18 protein-coding genes are annotated in these 15,059 nt (G+C 46.3%); 1 reads left to right on the top strand and 17 read right to left on the bottom strand.

The features are described from left to right. Nucleotides 1-56: 56 nt before the first annotated feature. The 8 genes from CSH92_RS15310 to CSH92_RS15275 all read right to left on the bottom strand — a co-directional run bounded on the left by CSH92_RS15310 (nucleotide 57) and on the right by CSH92_RS15275 (nucleotide 6,587). On the bottom strand, nucleotides 57-449 hold the full coding sequence (locus CSH92_RS15310; protein WP_100658521.1) for a hypothetical protein: 393 nt from the start codon (nucleotides 447-449) through the stop codon (nucleotides 57-59). A 445-nt stretch (nucleotides 450-894) separates the two neighbouring features. Beyond that, nucleotides 895-1,992, bottom strand: a complete 1,098-nt coding sequence (locus tag CSH92_RS15305; RefSeq protein WP_100658520.1) for an MBL fold metallo-hydrolase — start codon at nucleotides 1,990-1,992, stop codon at nucleotides 895-897. Nucleotides 1,993-2,130: 138 nt separating this feature from the next. Then, the gene (locus tag CSH92_RS15300; protein WP_100658519.1) at nucleotides 2,131-2,718 is read right to left on the bottom strand and encodes a GNAT family N-acetyltransferase; all 588 of its coding nucleotides are present in this window, start codon (nucleotides 2,716-2,718) and stop codon (nucleotides 2,131-2,133) included. A gap of 11 nt (nucleotides 2,719-2,729) precedes the next feature. Beyond that, nucleotides 2,730-3,395, bottom strand: a complete 666-nt coding sequence (locus CSH92_RS15295) for an SCO family protein (protein ID WP_100658518.1) — start codon at nucleotides 3,393-3,395, stop codon at nucleotides 2,730-2,732. Then, the gene (gene cyoE / locus CSH92_RS15290) at nucleotides 3,392-4,306 is read right to left on the bottom strand and encodes a heme o synthase (RefSeq protein WP_420807515.1); all 915 of its coding nucleotides are present in this window, start codon (nucleotides 4,304-4,306) and stop codon (nucleotides 3,392-3,394) included. Before cyoE ends, CSH92_RS15295 begins: the two co-directional genes overlap by 4 nt. A gap of 30 nt (nucleotides 4,307-4,336) precedes the next feature. Further along, nucleotides 4,337-5,314: a COX15/CtaA family protein gene (locus CSH92_RS15285; protein ID WP_100658516.1), complete on the bottom strand. Its 978-nt coding sequence runs from the start codon at nucleotides 5,312-5,314 to the stop codon at nucleotides 4,337-4,339. A gap of 12 nt (nucleotides 5,315-5,326) precedes the next feature. After that, nucleotides 5,327-5,881, bottom strand: a complete 555-nt coding sequence (locus CSH92_RS15280) for a hypothetical protein (RefSeq protein WP_100658515.1) — start codon at nucleotides 5,879-5,881, stop codon at nucleotides 5,327-5,329. Next, nucleotides 5,874-6,587: an SURF1 family protein gene (locus tag CSH92_RS15275; RefSeq protein ID WP_100658514.1), complete on the bottom strand. Its 714-nt coding sequence runs from the start codon at nucleotides 6,585-6,587 to the stop codon at nucleotides 5,874-5,876. Before CSH92_RS15275 ends, CSH92_RS15280 begins: the two co-directional genes overlap by 8 nt. Nucleotides 6,588-6,605: 18 nt before the next feature. On the opposite strand from CSH92_RS15275, the gene CSH92_RS15270 reads away from it, so the two are divergent. Then, nucleotides 6,606-6,815 (top strand): DUF2909 domain-containing protein, encoded by a 210-nt coding sequence (locus CSH92_RS15270; protein WP_100658513.1) that lies wholly within the window; start codon nucleotides 6,606-6,608, stop codon nucleotides 6,813-6,815. Nucleotides 6,816-6,876: 61 nt separating this feature from the next. Here the strand turns inward: CSH92_RS15270 and CSH92_RS15265 are convergent, their stop codons facing one another. The 9 genes from CSH92_RS15265 to CSH92_RS15225 form a co-directional block, all read right to left on the bottom strand. After that, a complete protein-coding gene (locus tag CSH92_RS15265; RefSeq protein WP_100658512.1) occupies nucleotides 6,877-7,770 on the bottom strand; it encodes a cytochrome c oxidase subunit 3 in 894 nt (297 codons plus the stop codon). A gap of 12 nt (nucleotides 7,771-7,782) precedes the next feature. Further along, nucleotides 7,783-8,379, bottom strand: a complete 597-nt coding sequence (locus CSH92_RS15260) for a cytochrome c oxidase assembly protein (protein ID WP_100658511.1) — start codon at nucleotides 8,377-8,379, stop codon at nucleotides 7,783-7,785. Between the two features lie 10 nt (nucleotides 8,380-8,389). After that, nucleotides 8,390-10,027, bottom strand: coding sequence for a cytochrome c oxidase subunit I (gene ctaD / locus CSH92_RS15255; protein ID WP_100658510.1), 1,638 nt, complete (start codon nucleotides 10,025-10,027; stop codon nucleotides 8,390-8,392). 9 nt (nucleotides 10,028-10,036) lie between these two features. Further along, complete coding sequence (coxB, locus tag CSH92_RS15250) at nucleotides 10,037-11,131, bottom strand: cytochrome c oxidase subunit II (RefSeq protein ID WP_240612846.1); 1,095 nt, start codon at nucleotides 11,129-11,131, stop codon at nucleotides 10,037-10,039. 410 nt (nucleotides 11,132-11,541) lie between these two features. Then, nucleotides 11,542-12,168, bottom strand: a complete 627-nt coding sequence (gene lexA / locus CSH92_RS15245) for a transcriptional repressor LexA (RefSeq protein WP_100658508.1) — start codon at nucleotides 12,166-12,168, stop codon at nucleotides 11,542-11,544. Nucleotides 12,169-12,283: 115 nt separating this feature from the next. Continuing rightward, nucleotides 12,284-13,276 (bottom strand): AgmX/PglI C-terminal domain-containing protein, encoded by a 993-nt coding sequence (locus CSH92_RS15240; protein WP_100658507.1) that lies wholly within the window; start codon nucleotides 13,274-13,276, stop codon nucleotides 12,284-12,286. Then, a complete protein-coding gene (locus CSH92_RS15235) occupies nucleotides 13,273-13,809 on the bottom strand; it encodes an ExbD/TolR family protein (protein WP_100658506.1) in 537 nt (178 codons plus the stop codon). The genes CSH92_RS15240 and CSH92_RS15235 overlap by 4 nt, the downstream gene beginning before the upstream one ends. After that, nucleotides 13,806-14,354: an ExbD/TolR family protein gene (locus CSH92_RS15230; RefSeq protein WP_100658505.1), complete on the bottom strand. Its 549-nt coding sequence runs from the start codon at nucleotides 14,352-14,354 to the stop codon at nucleotides 13,806-13,808. The genes CSH92_RS15235 and CSH92_RS15230 overlap by 4 nt, the downstream gene beginning before the upstream one ends. 5 nt (nucleotides 14,355-14,359) lie before the next feature. Continuing rightward, nucleotides 14,360-15,031 carry a MotA/TolQ/ExbB proton channel family protein gene (locus CSH92_RS15225; RefSeq protein ID WP_100658504.1) on the bottom strand — a complete coding sequence of 224 codons (672 nt, stop codon included), beginning with the start codon at nucleotides 15,029-15,031 and terminating at the stop codon, nucleotides 14,360-14,362. Nucleotides 15,032-15,059: the final 28 nt, after the last annotated feature.

The following is a 15,059-nucleotide window of genomic DNA, read 5'->3' as shown; positions in this document are numbered from 1 at the left end:
AGTAATCCTATTTTGCAGGAGCTAAATGCTAACTAGAACGCTATTTTAATAGATAATTATCGCTGGAAGTTCTTCAATTCAGGGATAATTATTGCGGCAGCTTCTGGGCTTCTCGCTTGCATCGAATTTATCTCTAGCATCAGTTGCTGAAGTTCTGCCGCTAAAATAGGCATCCAACGGGTAACCTCCATGGACTCACTCCTGTCTGTTTGGTCGAGCTTCGAAATTTCATCCATTGCCGACGCGTAAGCTCTACCAAATTGCGCCAATTCTTCTTTGTTCACTTTTGCTTCTTCAACTGTCGAGGTTGAAGTTACCAATTTCTTGGCACTCGTAATTTGCTTTAATGCATGTTCCATAGTTTGATTAATACCACTCTCTTTTGCGCAACCAATCACAAGCCCCAAAATGGTGGCACATATTCCAACGAATTTAATAATAACCTTCATACCTGACCTCTCTTATTCTATAAAAAGTGAATTCTCATTATATTGCTAATGCATATAAGCACTTTCCAATTCTTAAGAGAGTATTTTTGCTACTTTAGTATGCTTTCCCTAGCGACCACGACAAAATCTATCGGATAAACAAATCTAGAAATTCAACGAGTTATCAAAAAACAATTAACTGATATTTTATGATCAAACTATTGACCCTATGGTTTTGCAGGATAACTAGCAATTCTAATCAAACTCAATTATGGCGCACATTTCTCGGTTTTGGAGATCATTACTCCCTGGGGACCTTGAGTCTTTGCGAAAAATCGACCATGAAATTACTTAACCTAGTGGTGCTTGATAACTCTTCGCCGACTGACCTCAGCTTTTCTCTTTTTAATACTATTAAGTACCGAATTGAAACACACATCCGTTGATCAGAATAGCGCTCAGTCAATCACAGCGAAACGCTCTCTCCCTCATTGAGAATAAGCACAGGTAGCTGACTACTAACTGTTTGGTGCATTTTCAATAAACGCTTCAGTGGGGAGTGAGACGAGTGATCGCCCATTTGCCAACTGGCGTTGCCATACCCCCAAGGGATCATCACTTTGCAGCCAAGATCGTCTGCAGCGATTAGCGCATCTTCTGGCGTGGTGTGCACGTAGCGATACCACTTGCCGTGTTCAGGATGATAGTAAGAAGCAATGGGTAGTAAGCAAATGTCGATGTTACCGTAGTGCTTTTTAATGTCTTTAAAATGTGCTGAGTAACCAGTATCACCGGCAAAAAATAGTGTTTTATCTTGGTACTCTAGTAACCAACCACCCCACAGTGCCATTTCATTATCGTCGTACAACAAAGGCACCCAGTAGCGACTATTAAAATGATGAGCAGGCACGGCACTGATACGCACTTCACCCAATTGGTAATTACTGAACCAGCTCATTTCCTTAACGTTTAATCCCAACTGGGGTAAATAATCCGCCGTGTCTTGATGGACAAAGTAAGTTGGTGCATTCCCTAATTGAGCAATATCGGATTTATTGAAGTGATCGTAATGCAGATGAGAATAAAGCACAGCATCAACACCAGAAACCTGTGCTTCAGGCCACTCCGGTTCGTTTCGAGTTATACCGCCACTTAACGCGTGTAACCAATCGATCGGCCAGTCAAACTGTGTGCTAACTGGGTCAAATAACAAGCGGGTATTGTCTGGCAGCGAAATCAAAAAGCTTGCATGCCCAATCCAGGTGATCGCAAAGCCAGTATTTAGCTCAGGAACGTTACGCTGGCCGTTATACAAACACTTGCTTGTATCATTTTCACAAGCCAGTTGCGCTGTCTTTGGATAGCAATCTTGTTCACAGGTGACCGGATAATCTTGCTTATCAGGATAAAGGTTCTCATACCTACCATCATTCGCTTTTGATACGAGCCCTGAGTTAGACGCGATAACCGTGACGTTATTGCGGTCTGTAAAATGTGCACAACCAGACAACACTGTGACAAGTACAGCAAGAAACAACAAGCGACGACTAAAGACGCGAAACATCGTAGCTAACAACCTCAAGTCGGGAATAAGTTTAATGGCAAAATCCTAAAGGCTTACATACCGGCTCGCAAACGAAAATTGTTACAAGCAGTTAGCCCGACCATCACGATTGAGACAAGATTCTGTACCTTAGGTTAATCACACAGTTCTCACCCAACGCTCATGCTTCCCGCTGGGTGAAGTCGATAGATAGTTGAAGTTACACTTACTGTAAAGGGCTAATGCGGCGGTATTAGTTTTGTCGACATCCACACATATTTCAGCTTTATTGAGTCGCCTCGCAATTTGGCTGGCGTGCTCAATAAGGACTTTTGCCAGGCCTTGTTTTCTGGCTGACTCAGCCACACTCAAATGCCCGAGGGCTAATTGATGTGCCTGCGGGAATTGCAAATCACCCTGCAATGATTGATTGGCTAGTAAAATTTGCATGGCTTGTTCAGCACCAAAAAATGCCACTATGGCGGCTAACGTGGCCTTATCAAAGTCGCTAGCGAGGCGATCATGCCAAACACAAGCACAAGCCACCACTTGATGCTTGCGGATCACGAAATGATTAGCATACCCATACTGCCCATTCTCACTTTGAAAACTGCGCTGCAGAAACGCTTGAGCTTTTAGCTGATCTCCTTGACCAAAGAGTTCAGTAAGTTGCAAAGGCGCTGAAGCGAAGACCAGTTGTGCTAATTCTTGTGCGTCTTGAGATGTAGCGGCTACAACCGGTGACACAAGCAGAAGACTTAGCCTTGCTGCATAATAATAGGCAAGTCAGCGAGAATTTGATCTGTGTCGCTGATGGCTAGTTCACCCGGCGTGTGTTGCGGTTTAAAGCGCCCTATCACCTGTGCTTGTGGATTTATCACAACAACCGAAGCACTGTGATCAACTAAATAATTTGGATTATCCGTACTATCGGTCATGGAATACATCATGCCCATACTGCGAACCAGCGGAAATAACTGTGCATGCTCTCCGGTCATGCCAATAAACTGGTCATTGAAGAAAGTCATGTATTGGTTTAAACGTTCAGTGGTATCGCGCTTTGGATCAACCGACAAAAACACCACTTGTAGTGGATCGCTGGCTTCTGCCATTAATGCCGGATAAGCGCTGTTTATTGCGGCTAATGTGGTTGGGCAAATATCCGGGCAGTAGGTATACCCCACAAACAAAAGGCTCCATTTACCGCTGAACATTGTCTTATCAACCGCCTGACCCTGATGATTGGTCAGAGCAAATTCGGTAAGCTCGCGTGGCTGCGGAAAGCGTTGCATATATTGCGTATCAACGCTCGCGCCGGTTGAAGCGCCACTATCAAAGCCCGGAGGGGCAATCACAATTGCGGCGTAAATACCGCCAACCAAAGCTAAAGCGGCGACAATCCCGGTAATGGTTTTTTGCTTCATACAGGTAACGTTACGTAATGGTCAACTAAAAGAACTACAAACAGGACCATCAAGTGAATGATGGAGAACTTAAAGGTTTGCATTGCTGTTTGGCTTTCGCACGCGTACTTGAGCTTCCAAGCGTAATACATAAACCCAGCATTCAGCAGGCTTGAGCCCAGCAAATAAATGAGTCCGGTCATGCCAACCAAATACGGCAGTAGACACACCAGACACAGTAACACGGTATACAGTAGTACCGAGGTTTTGGTAAATGCTATGCCGTGCGTCACTGGCAGCATGGGGATTTCTGCCTTCGCGTAATCTTTCTCTCGATGGATCGCTAATGCCCAAAAGTGGGGAGGCGTCCAAGTAAAAATTATCAACACTAAAAGCAGTGCATGCGCATGAATTTCGCCCGTTACCGCCGTCCAGCCGAGTAAGGGAGGCGCTGCGCCGGCCAACCCGCCAATCACAATATTTTGTGGTGTGGCGCGTTTCAAGAACATGGTATATACCACGGCATATCCCAAGAGGCTGGCGAAAGTGAGCCATGCAGTAATCGCATTAACCCAAACCAACAAGGTTGCCATGCCGATTACCGTCAGCGCTAACGCAAAAACTAAGGCTCGCGTGATTGAGACTTTGCCTCGCGCAACGGGGCGATTGAAGGTTCTTGCCATTTGGCTATCAATGCGATGATCAACCACATGATTTACAACAGCGGCGGCTGAGGACAGAAAACCAATACCCAAAAGACCTGCAATCAATGTTTGCCATGCAATCCAAGTCTCACTGGCAAGACACATACCTACCAACGCCGTTAGCAATAACAGCATAACAACGCGTGGTTTGGTTAATTCATAATAATCGCGCCAAGTCGCTGACTTGTTGAGCGCTGAGGTCGGTTTAGAAGAACTGGAAATGGGAATAGAACGAGCCACGAAAATCTCCTGAAGAATTTATATCTTGCGATATAGGGTGTAGGTCAACATAACCATCACCAGTAATAAACAAGCGGCTACCGCGTTGTGCGCCACAGCAACGGTAAGTGGCAAACTAAACACAACATTACTTACGCCAAGTAATACTTGAACCCCTAATACACACACCATTAACACCACAAGGCTCTTTATCATATTGGACGACGCTCGCTTATACAGAGCAAGTGCTAACCAACATAAATAAATGAAGGTAACTAAAGCACCAATGCGATGCATAATGTGCATGGTCATACGCTCACCATAATCGTGCGCACCAAACTCATAATTTTCGGCCGGCGGGATGGTAAAGGCGCCTATAAAATCTAGGCGCTCTGTCCAATTGCCTTCACATATTGGGAACTCTGTACATGCAAGCGCTGCATAGTTGGCAGAGGTCCAGCCGCCTAATGCAATCTGACAAACCAGCACAACAATTCCCAGTGCTGCAAATTTGGCCAGCGGTTTAAGGTGTGGGTCACCGCCAGGGATTCGATAGGGTGTTAAGCGCAGGTATAACAAAAACAAACAGGAAAGTACTGTGAAGCCTCCCAGCAAATGACCCATTACCACCGCTGGCAATAGATTCAGAGTGACGGTCCACATCCCTAGCATGCCCTGAAAAATCACTAAACCAAGTAACACTAAGGGTAATTTTAATGGGCGATGAAAGTTTCGCTTCATGAATGCTATAACGGCAATTACCAGAATAAAAAAGCCAAGTGCGGCAGCAAAGTAGCGATGCACCATTTCATTCCAAGCTTTTTCTGCTTCAACCGGTCGCTCTGGGAAGGCCGCATTTGCAGCAGCAACATGTGCATCGGTTTTAGGTACGGTAAGGTGGCCATAACAACCTGGCCAATCAGGACAGCCTAATCCAGCATCGGTCAATCGAGTATATGCGCCCAAAACGATGACGACGAGCGCCAGCAATATACTCGCCAATACCAGCTTTTTCATTCCAAAATTCCCCTAACCAATCCGCGACAGTTTTAGCAATTTTTTCAGGTCTGCCAAAATATCACGGCTGTGCATGACAGCTTCTTGTTGTTGTTCTTGCAATGGATAACGCAGCATTACGTTGTTCATTGTGTCAACTAGGAAAATACCATTTGCTGCGTCATCTTTAAACACCTTATTAACATTTTGCTGATCAACTGTTAACAGATGCAGGTGCTCTTTGCCGATAAGCGATTGGGCTTTTGCAGCGTCGCTGACATTACTAATAACCACCGTTGCCTGGGCACGGTCAGATTCGCGCCCTAGGGCTACCCAAACTTGTTCCAGGCTATACAAGGCATTTTCGCAGGCTTGGGTGCAGGCGGAGGGCAGCACGTAAAGGATCCGCCAGCTTGGGTCCGCACCTTCTAAAAGAATATTGGCATCCAATGGTGGCTGCAGTAGCTCTCCTCGATTAGTCGCCGCTCGATTAAACCAATCATTATCAAGCGCAAACTTGGCTAAAATTACCGGCAATACAAAAACAACAACAAGCAATAAGACTGTTACTTTGTTTGATTTAGTCACTGAAGGAGTTCCTTTTAAACAGGGCGATGAGAAAAATAACCAGCGCAGCAAAGGCCAACCCAAACCATTGCAACGCATAACCTAAGTGTTTTTCCGGCGGCATGACCACCGGTTGCCAGTTGCGTATAAAGTCAGCACCACTGCTTTCTACGTTGACTACAAAAGGCAATAATTGGCGACTTAACATAGTCTCCATAAGCGCGATATCTATTTGTTGGATAACGATAGGAAAATCGCGTGCCGTCGTTGCCGTCTCACGAATAACCGGGTTCAATGACGGAATGACAATATTACCGCGAACACTCACGTTAGATTTTGGCAGTTGGATCTCAGGTAAATGTTCACGCCGCTCATTGGCCTTTATCCACCCCCAATTAAGTAGCACCAGACCTTGGCTAGTTGCAGCTGGCACTATGATTTCGTATCCAACAGCACCGTTAACGATCCGATTATCCAAATAAAATACATGTTCGGTTTCAAGAGTGGCCTTAATGTTTACCGGCAAATCTGCGATCCCTGTTGATAATTGACTGACATCACTCAAGTTCATTGGCTTCTGCGCTAGACTTTGTCGCAGTTGAGTCAGACGTTCCTCTTTTTCGTGCATGCGTTCCAATTGCCAAAAGCCAAGGCGCAGCAGCGTGACAATAGCGAAAAATGTCACTAGAGTAGCTAACCATGGAAAGGTTTTTTTGCCTGTCGTCATTCTCTACTTGGAAACCTGATGCTAATAAAAATAATACTGTGCGCGTTAATTCTGTTTATGATTTATAACTTATTTAAAGCTATGAAAGTCATGATGAATCACGACCCGGATGGTGAGCCGATGAGTAAATACATCGGTCGTCGTGTATTAACCTCTGCAATTATTGTGGTAATCATCTTGCTCGCTGTCGCGACCGGCTTGATCACCCCCAATCCTCGGCCATGGTAAAAGTTAAAACGAAAGAGCCGAATTACTTCGGCTCTTGATCTTCCTTAGCTTTATCTTCAGCTTATAGAATATAAACAAAGAAAAACAGCATCACCCATACTACATCAACAAAGTGCCAATACCAGCTACCCGCTTGGAATGCAAAGTGCTCTTTAGGGGTAAAGTGACCTTTGAGAACACGCAGGTACAACACGATCAATATAATTGTTCCTAACGTAACGTGCAGTCCGTGGAAGCCCGTCAGCAAGAAGAAAGTATTCCCGTAAATACCGCTTTGTAAGGTTAAACCAAGGTCTCTGTAAGCATGCACGTACTCGTACGCTTGCAGTCCTAAAAAAGTAACGCCCAGTAAAATCGTTACTAACAACATTAGGTTCAATTGACCACGCTTGTTCTGCTCCAAACCGACATGAGCAAAATGCAAGGTAACTGATGAAACTAATAAAATAATCGTATTGTACGTCGCCAGTCCTTGCCATGGCATAGCGGTTGTTTCAATCCCCCCAGGGGTCGAGACAAGTGGCCACATGGCCTCAAAGGTTGGCCATAACACTTCATTGGTCATAGCATTGTTTGATGCGCCGCCTAACCACGGTACCGCGATTGCTCGAGCGTAGAACAAGGCGCCAAAAAATGCCGCGAAGAACATCACCTCAGAGAAGATAAACCACATCATCCCCTGACGGTACGAGCGCCCCAATTGTGCTGAATACAAGCCACTCATGGACTCATCTATTTGGTTCTTAAACCAGCCAATTAGCATAACCAATAAAGTTAACAAGCCAGCTGACAATATATAGCCGCCAAAGCCAGGCTCACCTTTGGTTGATTCAACAACGAAATTTCCGGCTCCTACGGCAATTAAAAATAACGCGACTGCGCCTACGATTGGCCAGATACTCTGGTCGGGCACATAATATTTTTCGTAGTGCGTTGGCGTTTCTTGCTGAGACATGGTTTTCTCCTTCTAGCTGTCAATCGCTGCTGTTTTATTTCTTATACTTGCAACTGATTCTCCGGCCTTGGTAGCAGCCTCAGTCACGTCATAAAGGGTGTATTGCAAAGTAAAAAACGAAATATCATCCGGTAATTGCGGATCCACGTAAAATTGCATTGGCATTAACGCTTCTTCACCAGCGCCTAACGGTTGATGATTAAAACAAAAACATTCGGTTTTATTGATATACAACGCTGCTGTCCCCGGAGACACCGAAGGAATAGCTTGCGCAATAATGTCGCGTTTAGCCGGGTTTTGAACGTAAAAATTCACCGTATGTAGCTCACCGGGATTGACCCGTATGCGCTTGGTTTCCGCTTCAAACTTCCAGGGCATGCCGCTATTGGTGCGGGTTAAAAACTCAACTGTAACCCATCGCGACTCATCCACCATAACCGCTTCATAAGTTGCTGCTTGATCTTCGGTTTTACCGTTGATCCCAGTGATATCACAAAACACTTCGTACAAAGGGACGAGGGCAAAACCGAATCCAAACATACCAATCACAATACCGACTAGCTTTACCACTAGTCGGCTATTGGCGGATGAGTTTGGAGACTGGCTCATTACTCGAGTCCTACTTCACTACCGGCGGAGTTTCAAAAGTGTGGTAAGGCGCTGGCGAGGGGATCTCCCACTCTAAACCTTCTGCTCCTTCCCATACTTGGTCAGAAACTTTCTCGCCTTGCTTCCGACATGCTTTGATCAGGAGTGCCAAGAAAATCAACTGAGACAAGCCGAAGGCGAAGCCACCGATACTGATCCACTTATTAAAGTCAGCAAACTGCAGTGCATAATCCGGGATCCGGCGCGGCATACCCGCCAAGCCAACAAAGTGCATTGGGAAGAACAGCACATTTACCGAAATTAGGGAACACCAGAAGTGCCATTTCGCCAGAGTGATATCAAACATCCTCCCCGTCCATTTAGGCAACCAATAATACACTGCAGCCATAATGGAGAAGATAGCTCCTGTCACTAACACGTAGTGGAAATGGGCAACCACAAAGTAGGTATCATGATATTGGAAGTCCACCGGTGTAATCGCCAACATGAGTCCTGACAAACCACCAATGGTGAACAACACAACGAAGGCGATTGCAAACAACATGGGGACTTCGAAAGTCATCGAGCCGCGCCACATAGTCGCAACCCAGTTGAACACTTTTACACCCGTAGGCACTGAGATCAGCATCGTCGCAAACATGAAAAACATTTCAGCAGCGACCGGCATGCCGGTAGTAAACATGTGGTGCGCCCAAACAATGAAGGACAGCAAGGCAATCGATGCCGTTGCATAGACCATCGATGAGTAACCAAACAGTTTCTTACGTGAGAACGTAGGAATAATATGCGAAATGATACCGAAGGCCGGCAAAATCATGATGTAAACTTCAGGATGCCCAAAGAACCAGAATATGTGCTGGAACAAGACCGGATCACCACCACCGGCGGCATCGAAGAAGCTGGTACCGAAATATTTATCCGTTAGGACCATGGTGACCACACCCGCAAGTACTGGCATTACGGCTATCAATAGGAAAGCAGTGATTAACCACGTCCAAACGAATAATGGCATTTTCATGTAGGTCATGCCCGGTGCACGCATGTTGAAAATGGTCACGATTACGTTAATCGCCCCCATAATAGAACTGATACCCATAATGTGTACTGAGAATACAAATAGGGCTGTGCTATCGCTGCTGTAAGTCGTTGATAACGGCGCGTAGAACGTCCAACCAAATGCTGGGCCACCACCTTCAACAAATAACGATGAAAGTAAGATCAAAAAGGCAAATGGCAGGATCCAAAAGCTCCAGTTGTTCATTCGCGGTAGCGCCATATCTGGTGCACCGATCATCATCGGCACTAACCAGTTGGCAAGTCCGGTGAATGCGGGCATAACCGCACCAAAGACCATGATTAAACCATGCACTGTGGTCATTTGGTTAAAGAAGTTAGGGTCGACGATTTGTAAACCCGGCTGGAATAATTCGGCGCGGATCACCATTGCCATCGCACCGCCCACCAAGAACATGATGAAAGCGAACCAAAGGTATAAGGTACCAATATCTTTATGGTTGGTGGTGAATAACCAGCGCTTTATACCACTCGGTGGCGCATGATGATGGTCATCATGGCCATGACTATCGTGCCCATCGACGCTCTGGCCATGAGTGGCGTCGTGATCTACGTTTTCAGTTACAGAACTCATCACTCTCTCCTATTGTCCAGTCGCGATTGCATTAACATCTTTAGCTTGCACCATTTCGCCAGTGTTGTTACCCCAGGCGTTACGCTCGTAAGTGACTACGGCAGCAATTTCTGACAGAGTTAATTGCTTACCAAAGGCCTGCATGGCGGTGCCCGACTTGCCATTAAGAACAATATCAATGTGCCCTGGGATATCATTTAGCGCCATTGGGCTGCCTTTGAGCGCTGGGAATACGCCTGGAAGACCTTCACCATTTGGCATATGGCACGCCGCACAGGCAGCTAAGTAAACTCGCTCACCTTCAGCCATTAACTCTTCCATACTCATGCTCATCGCAAGTAGGCGTTGCTCTTCTTCGCGGGCTTTACGCTGCGTTTCTTCTTGCTCGTTGATCCACGCTTGATACTCAGCTGGTTCTTTAGCAATTACAACCACTGGCATATAGCCGTGATCCTTCCCGCACAGCTCTGCGCACTGACCGCGATAGATGCCAGGCTCATTGACCATAGTCCAAGCCTCGTTAATGAAGCCTGGGTTAGCATCTTTTTTGACGGCAAAATCTGGCACCCACCATGAATGGATAACATCATCTGAAGTGATCAAGAAGCGTACTTTCTGGCCAGTCGGGATAACTAATGGACGGTCGACTTCGAGCAGGTAGTTTTCACCTTTAGCATAGCGATTTTGAATTTGGTTTTGTGGTGTGGCTAACAACGAGAAGTATTCAACTTCGTTGTCCATATATTTGTAATGCCATTTCCACTGTGAGCCTGTAACCAATACTGTCATATCGGGCTCGGAAGTGTCTTCCATAGCGATTAAGGTCTTTGCTGCTGGAATTGCCATTCCAATCAAGATCAGAAAAGGTACTACTGTCCAAGCAATTTCGACTTTTACACTCTCATGAAAGTTTGCTGGTTTAGCGCCGCGGGATTTACGGTGTAAGTACATGGAGATGAACATCGCTCCAAATACCACCACAGCAATCACCACGCAGATAACAAACATCAGCATATGCAGGTCGTATACCTGATTACTAATGTCAGTTACCCCTGTGCGCAGGTTTAATTGGTAGGGATCCCCCTTAGTGGCGGTTTCTGCCAATGCAGTTCCAGCCGTGAATAGTCCAAGCGTGGCGGCAGCCTTGTATAAGAGCGATCTCACTCAACACCTCCGTGGAAGTTCTTTATAGTTCGATTTTTAAGCGCGAAAACGAGGTGTATGGCGTCTCTTCCATCACCTGCTTGTAAACAGTCTTTCAGACTTTTGTTATTCTTTTGTTAAGAAGTGTATAAGAATTACTCGGATAGGTAGGTTTAGTCTAGTGTTTTCTCAATTTTTTTTGAACAATCGATTGTTTTTTAAACGAAATCGCAAAATTATAGACAATTATAAAAGTCAAAAGAAATAACTATTCAAAAGTTTAAAAGTCTCGGTACATTCTAATCTGCTGTTATAGACATAAAAAAAGCGCTGACTAGGCAGCGCTTAAATTCTTGCCAGCGGACGGCAATTCACATCCAATCGGTATTACGGATCACCCCTACAGCAATCCCCTCGATTGAGAACGGTTGTGATGCTAGGTCAACCTTAATCGGTTTAAACTCCTCGTTTTCTGCATGTAACAGTACCTCTCGCCCGCGCTTTTCCAAGCGCTTAACGGTTACATCTTCATCGACCCGAGCAACGACCACCTGCCCGTTATGCACATCTGTCGTGCGATGCACTGCCAGTAAATCACCGTCGAGGATACCGATATCCTTCATACTCATACCGTTAACACGCAACAAAAAGTCTGCCTGCGGATGAAACAAACCCGGGTCAACCTTATAATGCGACTCAACATGCTCTTGCGCCAAAATCGGCTCACCCGCAGCGACGCGACCAATCAGCGGCAATCCCATATCCTCTTCAAAGCTGTCATCTAATGGGATATTGAGTTTTATCCCGCGTGACGTCCCAGGCAGGATTTCTATTACGCCTTTGCGCGCTAACGCCTTGAGATGTTCTTCAGCGGCATTGGCTGACTTAAAGCCTAACTCACGGGCAATTTCAGCACGTGTTGGCGGCATACCAGTCTCAGCCATGGTGGATTTGATGAGGGTGAGGACTTCTTCTTGTCGTTGAGTTAGTGGACGCATAAACAGCCTGTTTTTCTATACAGTTAACTGTGAGTATATACAGTTAAATACAGTATACAAGCGGTTTTACATAATTCGGACGGGCAAAGTGCCCGTCCGGCGCGGAGCAAATCAACTAAAACGGTAAAAAATTATAGGTATATTCGATTTCCGTCGTTGTTACATCTTGGGCTCCGAAACTGATCAAGCGAATACGCGCAATGAGGCGTTGGATCAAATCCTCTGATGCTAAGTCTGTTCCTATCAATTCAACGCTGGATAACGTGCCAGAAGGCTGGATCGTCAGTCTAATTGTAAGCTTGCCCTGTAATTCTGGTTCCGAACGTAATGCGCGACGATACAGCGAGTAAAGTCCACCATCATTCTGCGCCAGGGTGCGGCGTATCGACTCAACACTGCGATCACCGACCACATCGGGCGCTTTATTGATCCGTTGGGTCGCTAACGCAGCAGATCCTTCAGTAGGCGCATCAAACTCAGTCGTTTTACGTTCGGCCAAGGTGCCGCGCGCACCCGCTGTTTTGGAAAGGCTTGCAGTATTCAAGTTGCCGCTATCTGCCGCTAGGGATTGCCCTATTAATTTGCGACTCGTATCTGCTTGTGCTCCAGCGCCTTCGGTTAAGTCCGAATCAGCCATATTCTGTAAGCTTAGAGAGTCACGCAAACTCGCCAAATCATCAGTAAAGTTCATCACACCGGCTTTCGCTGCGGTTTCTTTAGCAACTTGAAGCTTTTCTTCTTGGCTAGGCTCTACTACTACCGGCTCTACCTCGACTAACTCTTCAACCGGCTCTGGCGGTGGCGGTGTTTCTTCTGGCTCTGGAATTTCTTCTACTGGCTGTTCAATAACCGTTTCTGGGATAATCGGCTCCGGTTCAGGTAACTCTATCGGCTCGGGTGGCTCAGCCACAATCAACTTCGCCAATTGAGGGGGCAGCTTGGCTTTTTCTTCACGGCTTTGTTCCGGTAACTGCACTAACCCAATGGTTAGCGAACACAACAAAGTTAGCGCAACCAGACCCGCGACAATCTTCAAAAAACGACGATTTTCTTGTTCGCCGCTCGACCATGGCAAAGAGGAAAAATAATACGGTGAGACCGCGATCATGGCGCCCCCTCCAATCCAATTGCCGAGTCTCCTTCTACGTACTCAACCGCCAATGAAATATCGTTGTAGCCTGCTTGAGCACAGGTCTGCATGATTTTCTTTAGCACGCGATATTCGACTGCTTCATCGCCCATGATCGTTATCGCATAACGCGGGGCTTCAGCGTCCGTTTGCGCCACTGTATTTTGCTGGCGTAACCGCGTTCGCAACGCCAACTCATCACTCAATGGTTGCAGTACGTCGCTGACACTATTTGCCACCTGTTCCAATGTCATCAACAAACTACCATCCAACATTAGCCGCTGCTGGCTGATAGTAAGCAGTAATTGTTCTTGGGCGGCGGTGTCTGCTGTTGATTTGGGCAATGTCAATGAGCGGTCATTTTGTAGCACTTGTACATCAGACGCATTGAGCATGAGAAAGAATACCAGGATGGTAAAAATATCCATCAGTGATACCAAGCTCAGCTTGCCCTGAGCTGAGAGTCGCTTGTGATGACGCGCCATGCGTTTCGCTCTTACCGATTGCTTCATGGAGCCTCCCCTGCAGATAGCCGTTGTGGCGCATCAGCAAACGATACGTTGGGAAATAGCTCAGCTGGAACCACTGAAGCAGCGACCACATCAGGGTATGAGCGCACGGTATCAATTAAACTAACAATGGTCTGATACGCAACATCATCCTCAAGCAACAGTACCAAGTCATCTTTATCCACGTCTTTGGCTAAAAGGGCTTGCTTCACTTGCTTTAGCGTCGCTTGCAGGAGGGTATAATCCTGTTCCAGCTGAGCGCTTTCTGAATTGGCGACTAACGGAATTTCGCGCACTAAGTAACCTTGCGGAAAGTACACAGACATACCTTGCTGAGTCACCAATACTTCCAAAGACTGATTCTCAATTTCTTGCGGCGTCGCCGAATCGCTTAGGCCAGGTAACGCAAGCTCCACCACCGTAATACGTGAGAACACCATCATCATGAGCAACACCGGCACCAACACAATCATCAAATTCATGAACGATGTGATGTCCAGTTCTGCGTCCTGACGCAGTCGTTTATGTTGCCCTTTGCGGCCTAACATAATCGTTACTCTTGGCTATCTGAGGCGCGGGTTTGCGGCTTGATGTTATGACTCGCGATTAAGGTGTTTAAACACTTCACCCCGGCCATTTCCATGCTATCAATAATTTCAGTGGTTTTGGTTTGTAGCAATGAATGAAATGCCAACAGTGGAATCGCAGCGATCAAGCCAAATGCCGTGGTATTCATGGCAACTGAAATACTTTGTGAGAGTAAGCTGGCTTTTTCTGCCGGATCAGCATTCGCTACTGCAGAAAACGCGGCAATCAGACCAATGATGGTACCCAACAAACCCAGCAAAGTAGAAATATTTGCCAGCGTACCCAAATAACCGGTGCGCTTTTCAAGCCGTGGAATTGATTCCATTAATCCCTCTTCCATTGCGTATTCAATGTCTTCCCGACGCGGACTGATACTCAAACGCGCGATACCCGCTGCGATTACGCGAGCAATCGGTGCGCTACTGTTTTTACCTATCGAAAGAATTTGCTCAAGCCGGTTGGCGACCAACAATGGCTCAATTTGCGCGAATGCGGTTTTGTTGGTACGACGCGCCATACTGAGATAGATATAACGCTCAATGGCAACTGCCAGACCTAGCGCTAGCACAATCGCTATCGGAAACATAAAGGGGCCACCTTCCTGAAAAAAGCGAACCACAACCTGCATCATATCCATAGGGGATCTCCCGTTATGCAAAACTGAC

Origin of the sequence: Neoalteromonas flava (assembly GCF_002807685.1) — a bacterium.
Taxonomy (GTDB): Bacteria; Pseudomonadota; Gammaproteobacteria; order Enterobacterales; family Alteromonadaceae; genus Alteromonas_E; species Alteromonas_E flava.
The sequence above is the reverse complement of the archived record's forward strand: the minus strand, read 5'-3'. Positions and strand labels throughout refer to the sequence as shown.

What these genes read in the sequence shown, in the direction of transcription:
- CSH92_RS15310 (WP_100658521.1), bottom strand. Translation starts at nt 449, where the DNA reads ATGAAGGTTATTATTAAATTCGTTGGAATATGTGCCACCATTTTGGGG.
- CSH92_RS15305 (WP_100658520.1), bottom strand. Translation starts at nt 1,992, where the DNA reads ATGTTTCGCGTCTTTAGTCGTCGCTTGTTGTTTCTTGCTGTACTTGTC.
- CSH92_RS15295 (WP_100658518.1), bottom strand. Translation starts at nt 3,395, where the DNA reads ATGAAGCAAAAAACCATTACCGGGATTGTCGCCGCTTTAGCTTTGGTT.
- CSH92_RS15285 (WP_100658516.1), bottom strand. Translation starts at nt 5,314, where the DNA reads ATGAAAAAGCTGGTATTGGCGAGTATATTGCTGGCGCTCGTCGTCATC.
- CSH92_RS15275 (WP_100658514.1), bottom strand. Translation starts at nt 6,587, where the DNA reads ATGACGACAGGCAAAAAAACCTTTCCATGGTTAGCTACTCTAGTGACA.
- CSH92_RS15270 (WP_100658513.1), top strand. Translation starts at nt 6,606, where the DNA reads ATGCTAATAAAAATAATACTGTGCGCGTTAATTCTGTTTATGATTTAT.
- CSH92_RS15265 (WP_100658512.1), bottom strand. Translation starts at nt 7,770, where the DNA reads ATGTCTCAGCAAGAAACGCCAACGCACTACGAAAAATATTATGTGCCC.
- CSH92_RS15260 (WP_100658511.1), bottom strand. Translation starts at nt 8,379, where the DNA reads ATGAGCCAGTCTCCAAACTCATCCGCCAATAGCCGACTAGTGGTAAAG.
- ctaD (WP_100658510.1), bottom strand. Translation starts at nt 10,027, where the DNA reads ATGAGTTCTGTAACTGAAAACGTAGATCACGACGCCACTCATGGCCAG.
- lexA (WP_100658508.1), bottom strand. Translation starts at nt 12,168, where the DNA reads ATGCGTCCACTAACTCAACGACAAGAAGAAGTCCTCACCCTCATCAAA.
- CSH92_RS15240 (WP_100658507.1), bottom strand. Translation starts at nt 13,276, where the DNA reads ATGATCGCGGTCTCACCGTATTATTTTTCCTCTTTGCCATGGTCGAGC.
- CSH92_RS15235 (WP_100658506.1), bottom strand. Translation starts at nt 13,809, where the DNA reads ATGAAGCAATCGGTAAGAGCGAAACGCATGGCGCGTCATCACAAGCGA.
- CSH92_RS15230 (WP_100658505.1), bottom strand. Translation starts at nt 14,354, where the DNA reads ATGTTAGGCCGCAAAGGGCAACATAAACGACTGCGTCAGGACGCAGAA.
- CSH92_RS15225 (WP_100658504.1), bottom strand. Translation starts at nt 15,031, where the DNA reads ATGGATATGATGCAGGTTGTGGTTCGCTTTTTTCAGGAAGGTGGCCCC.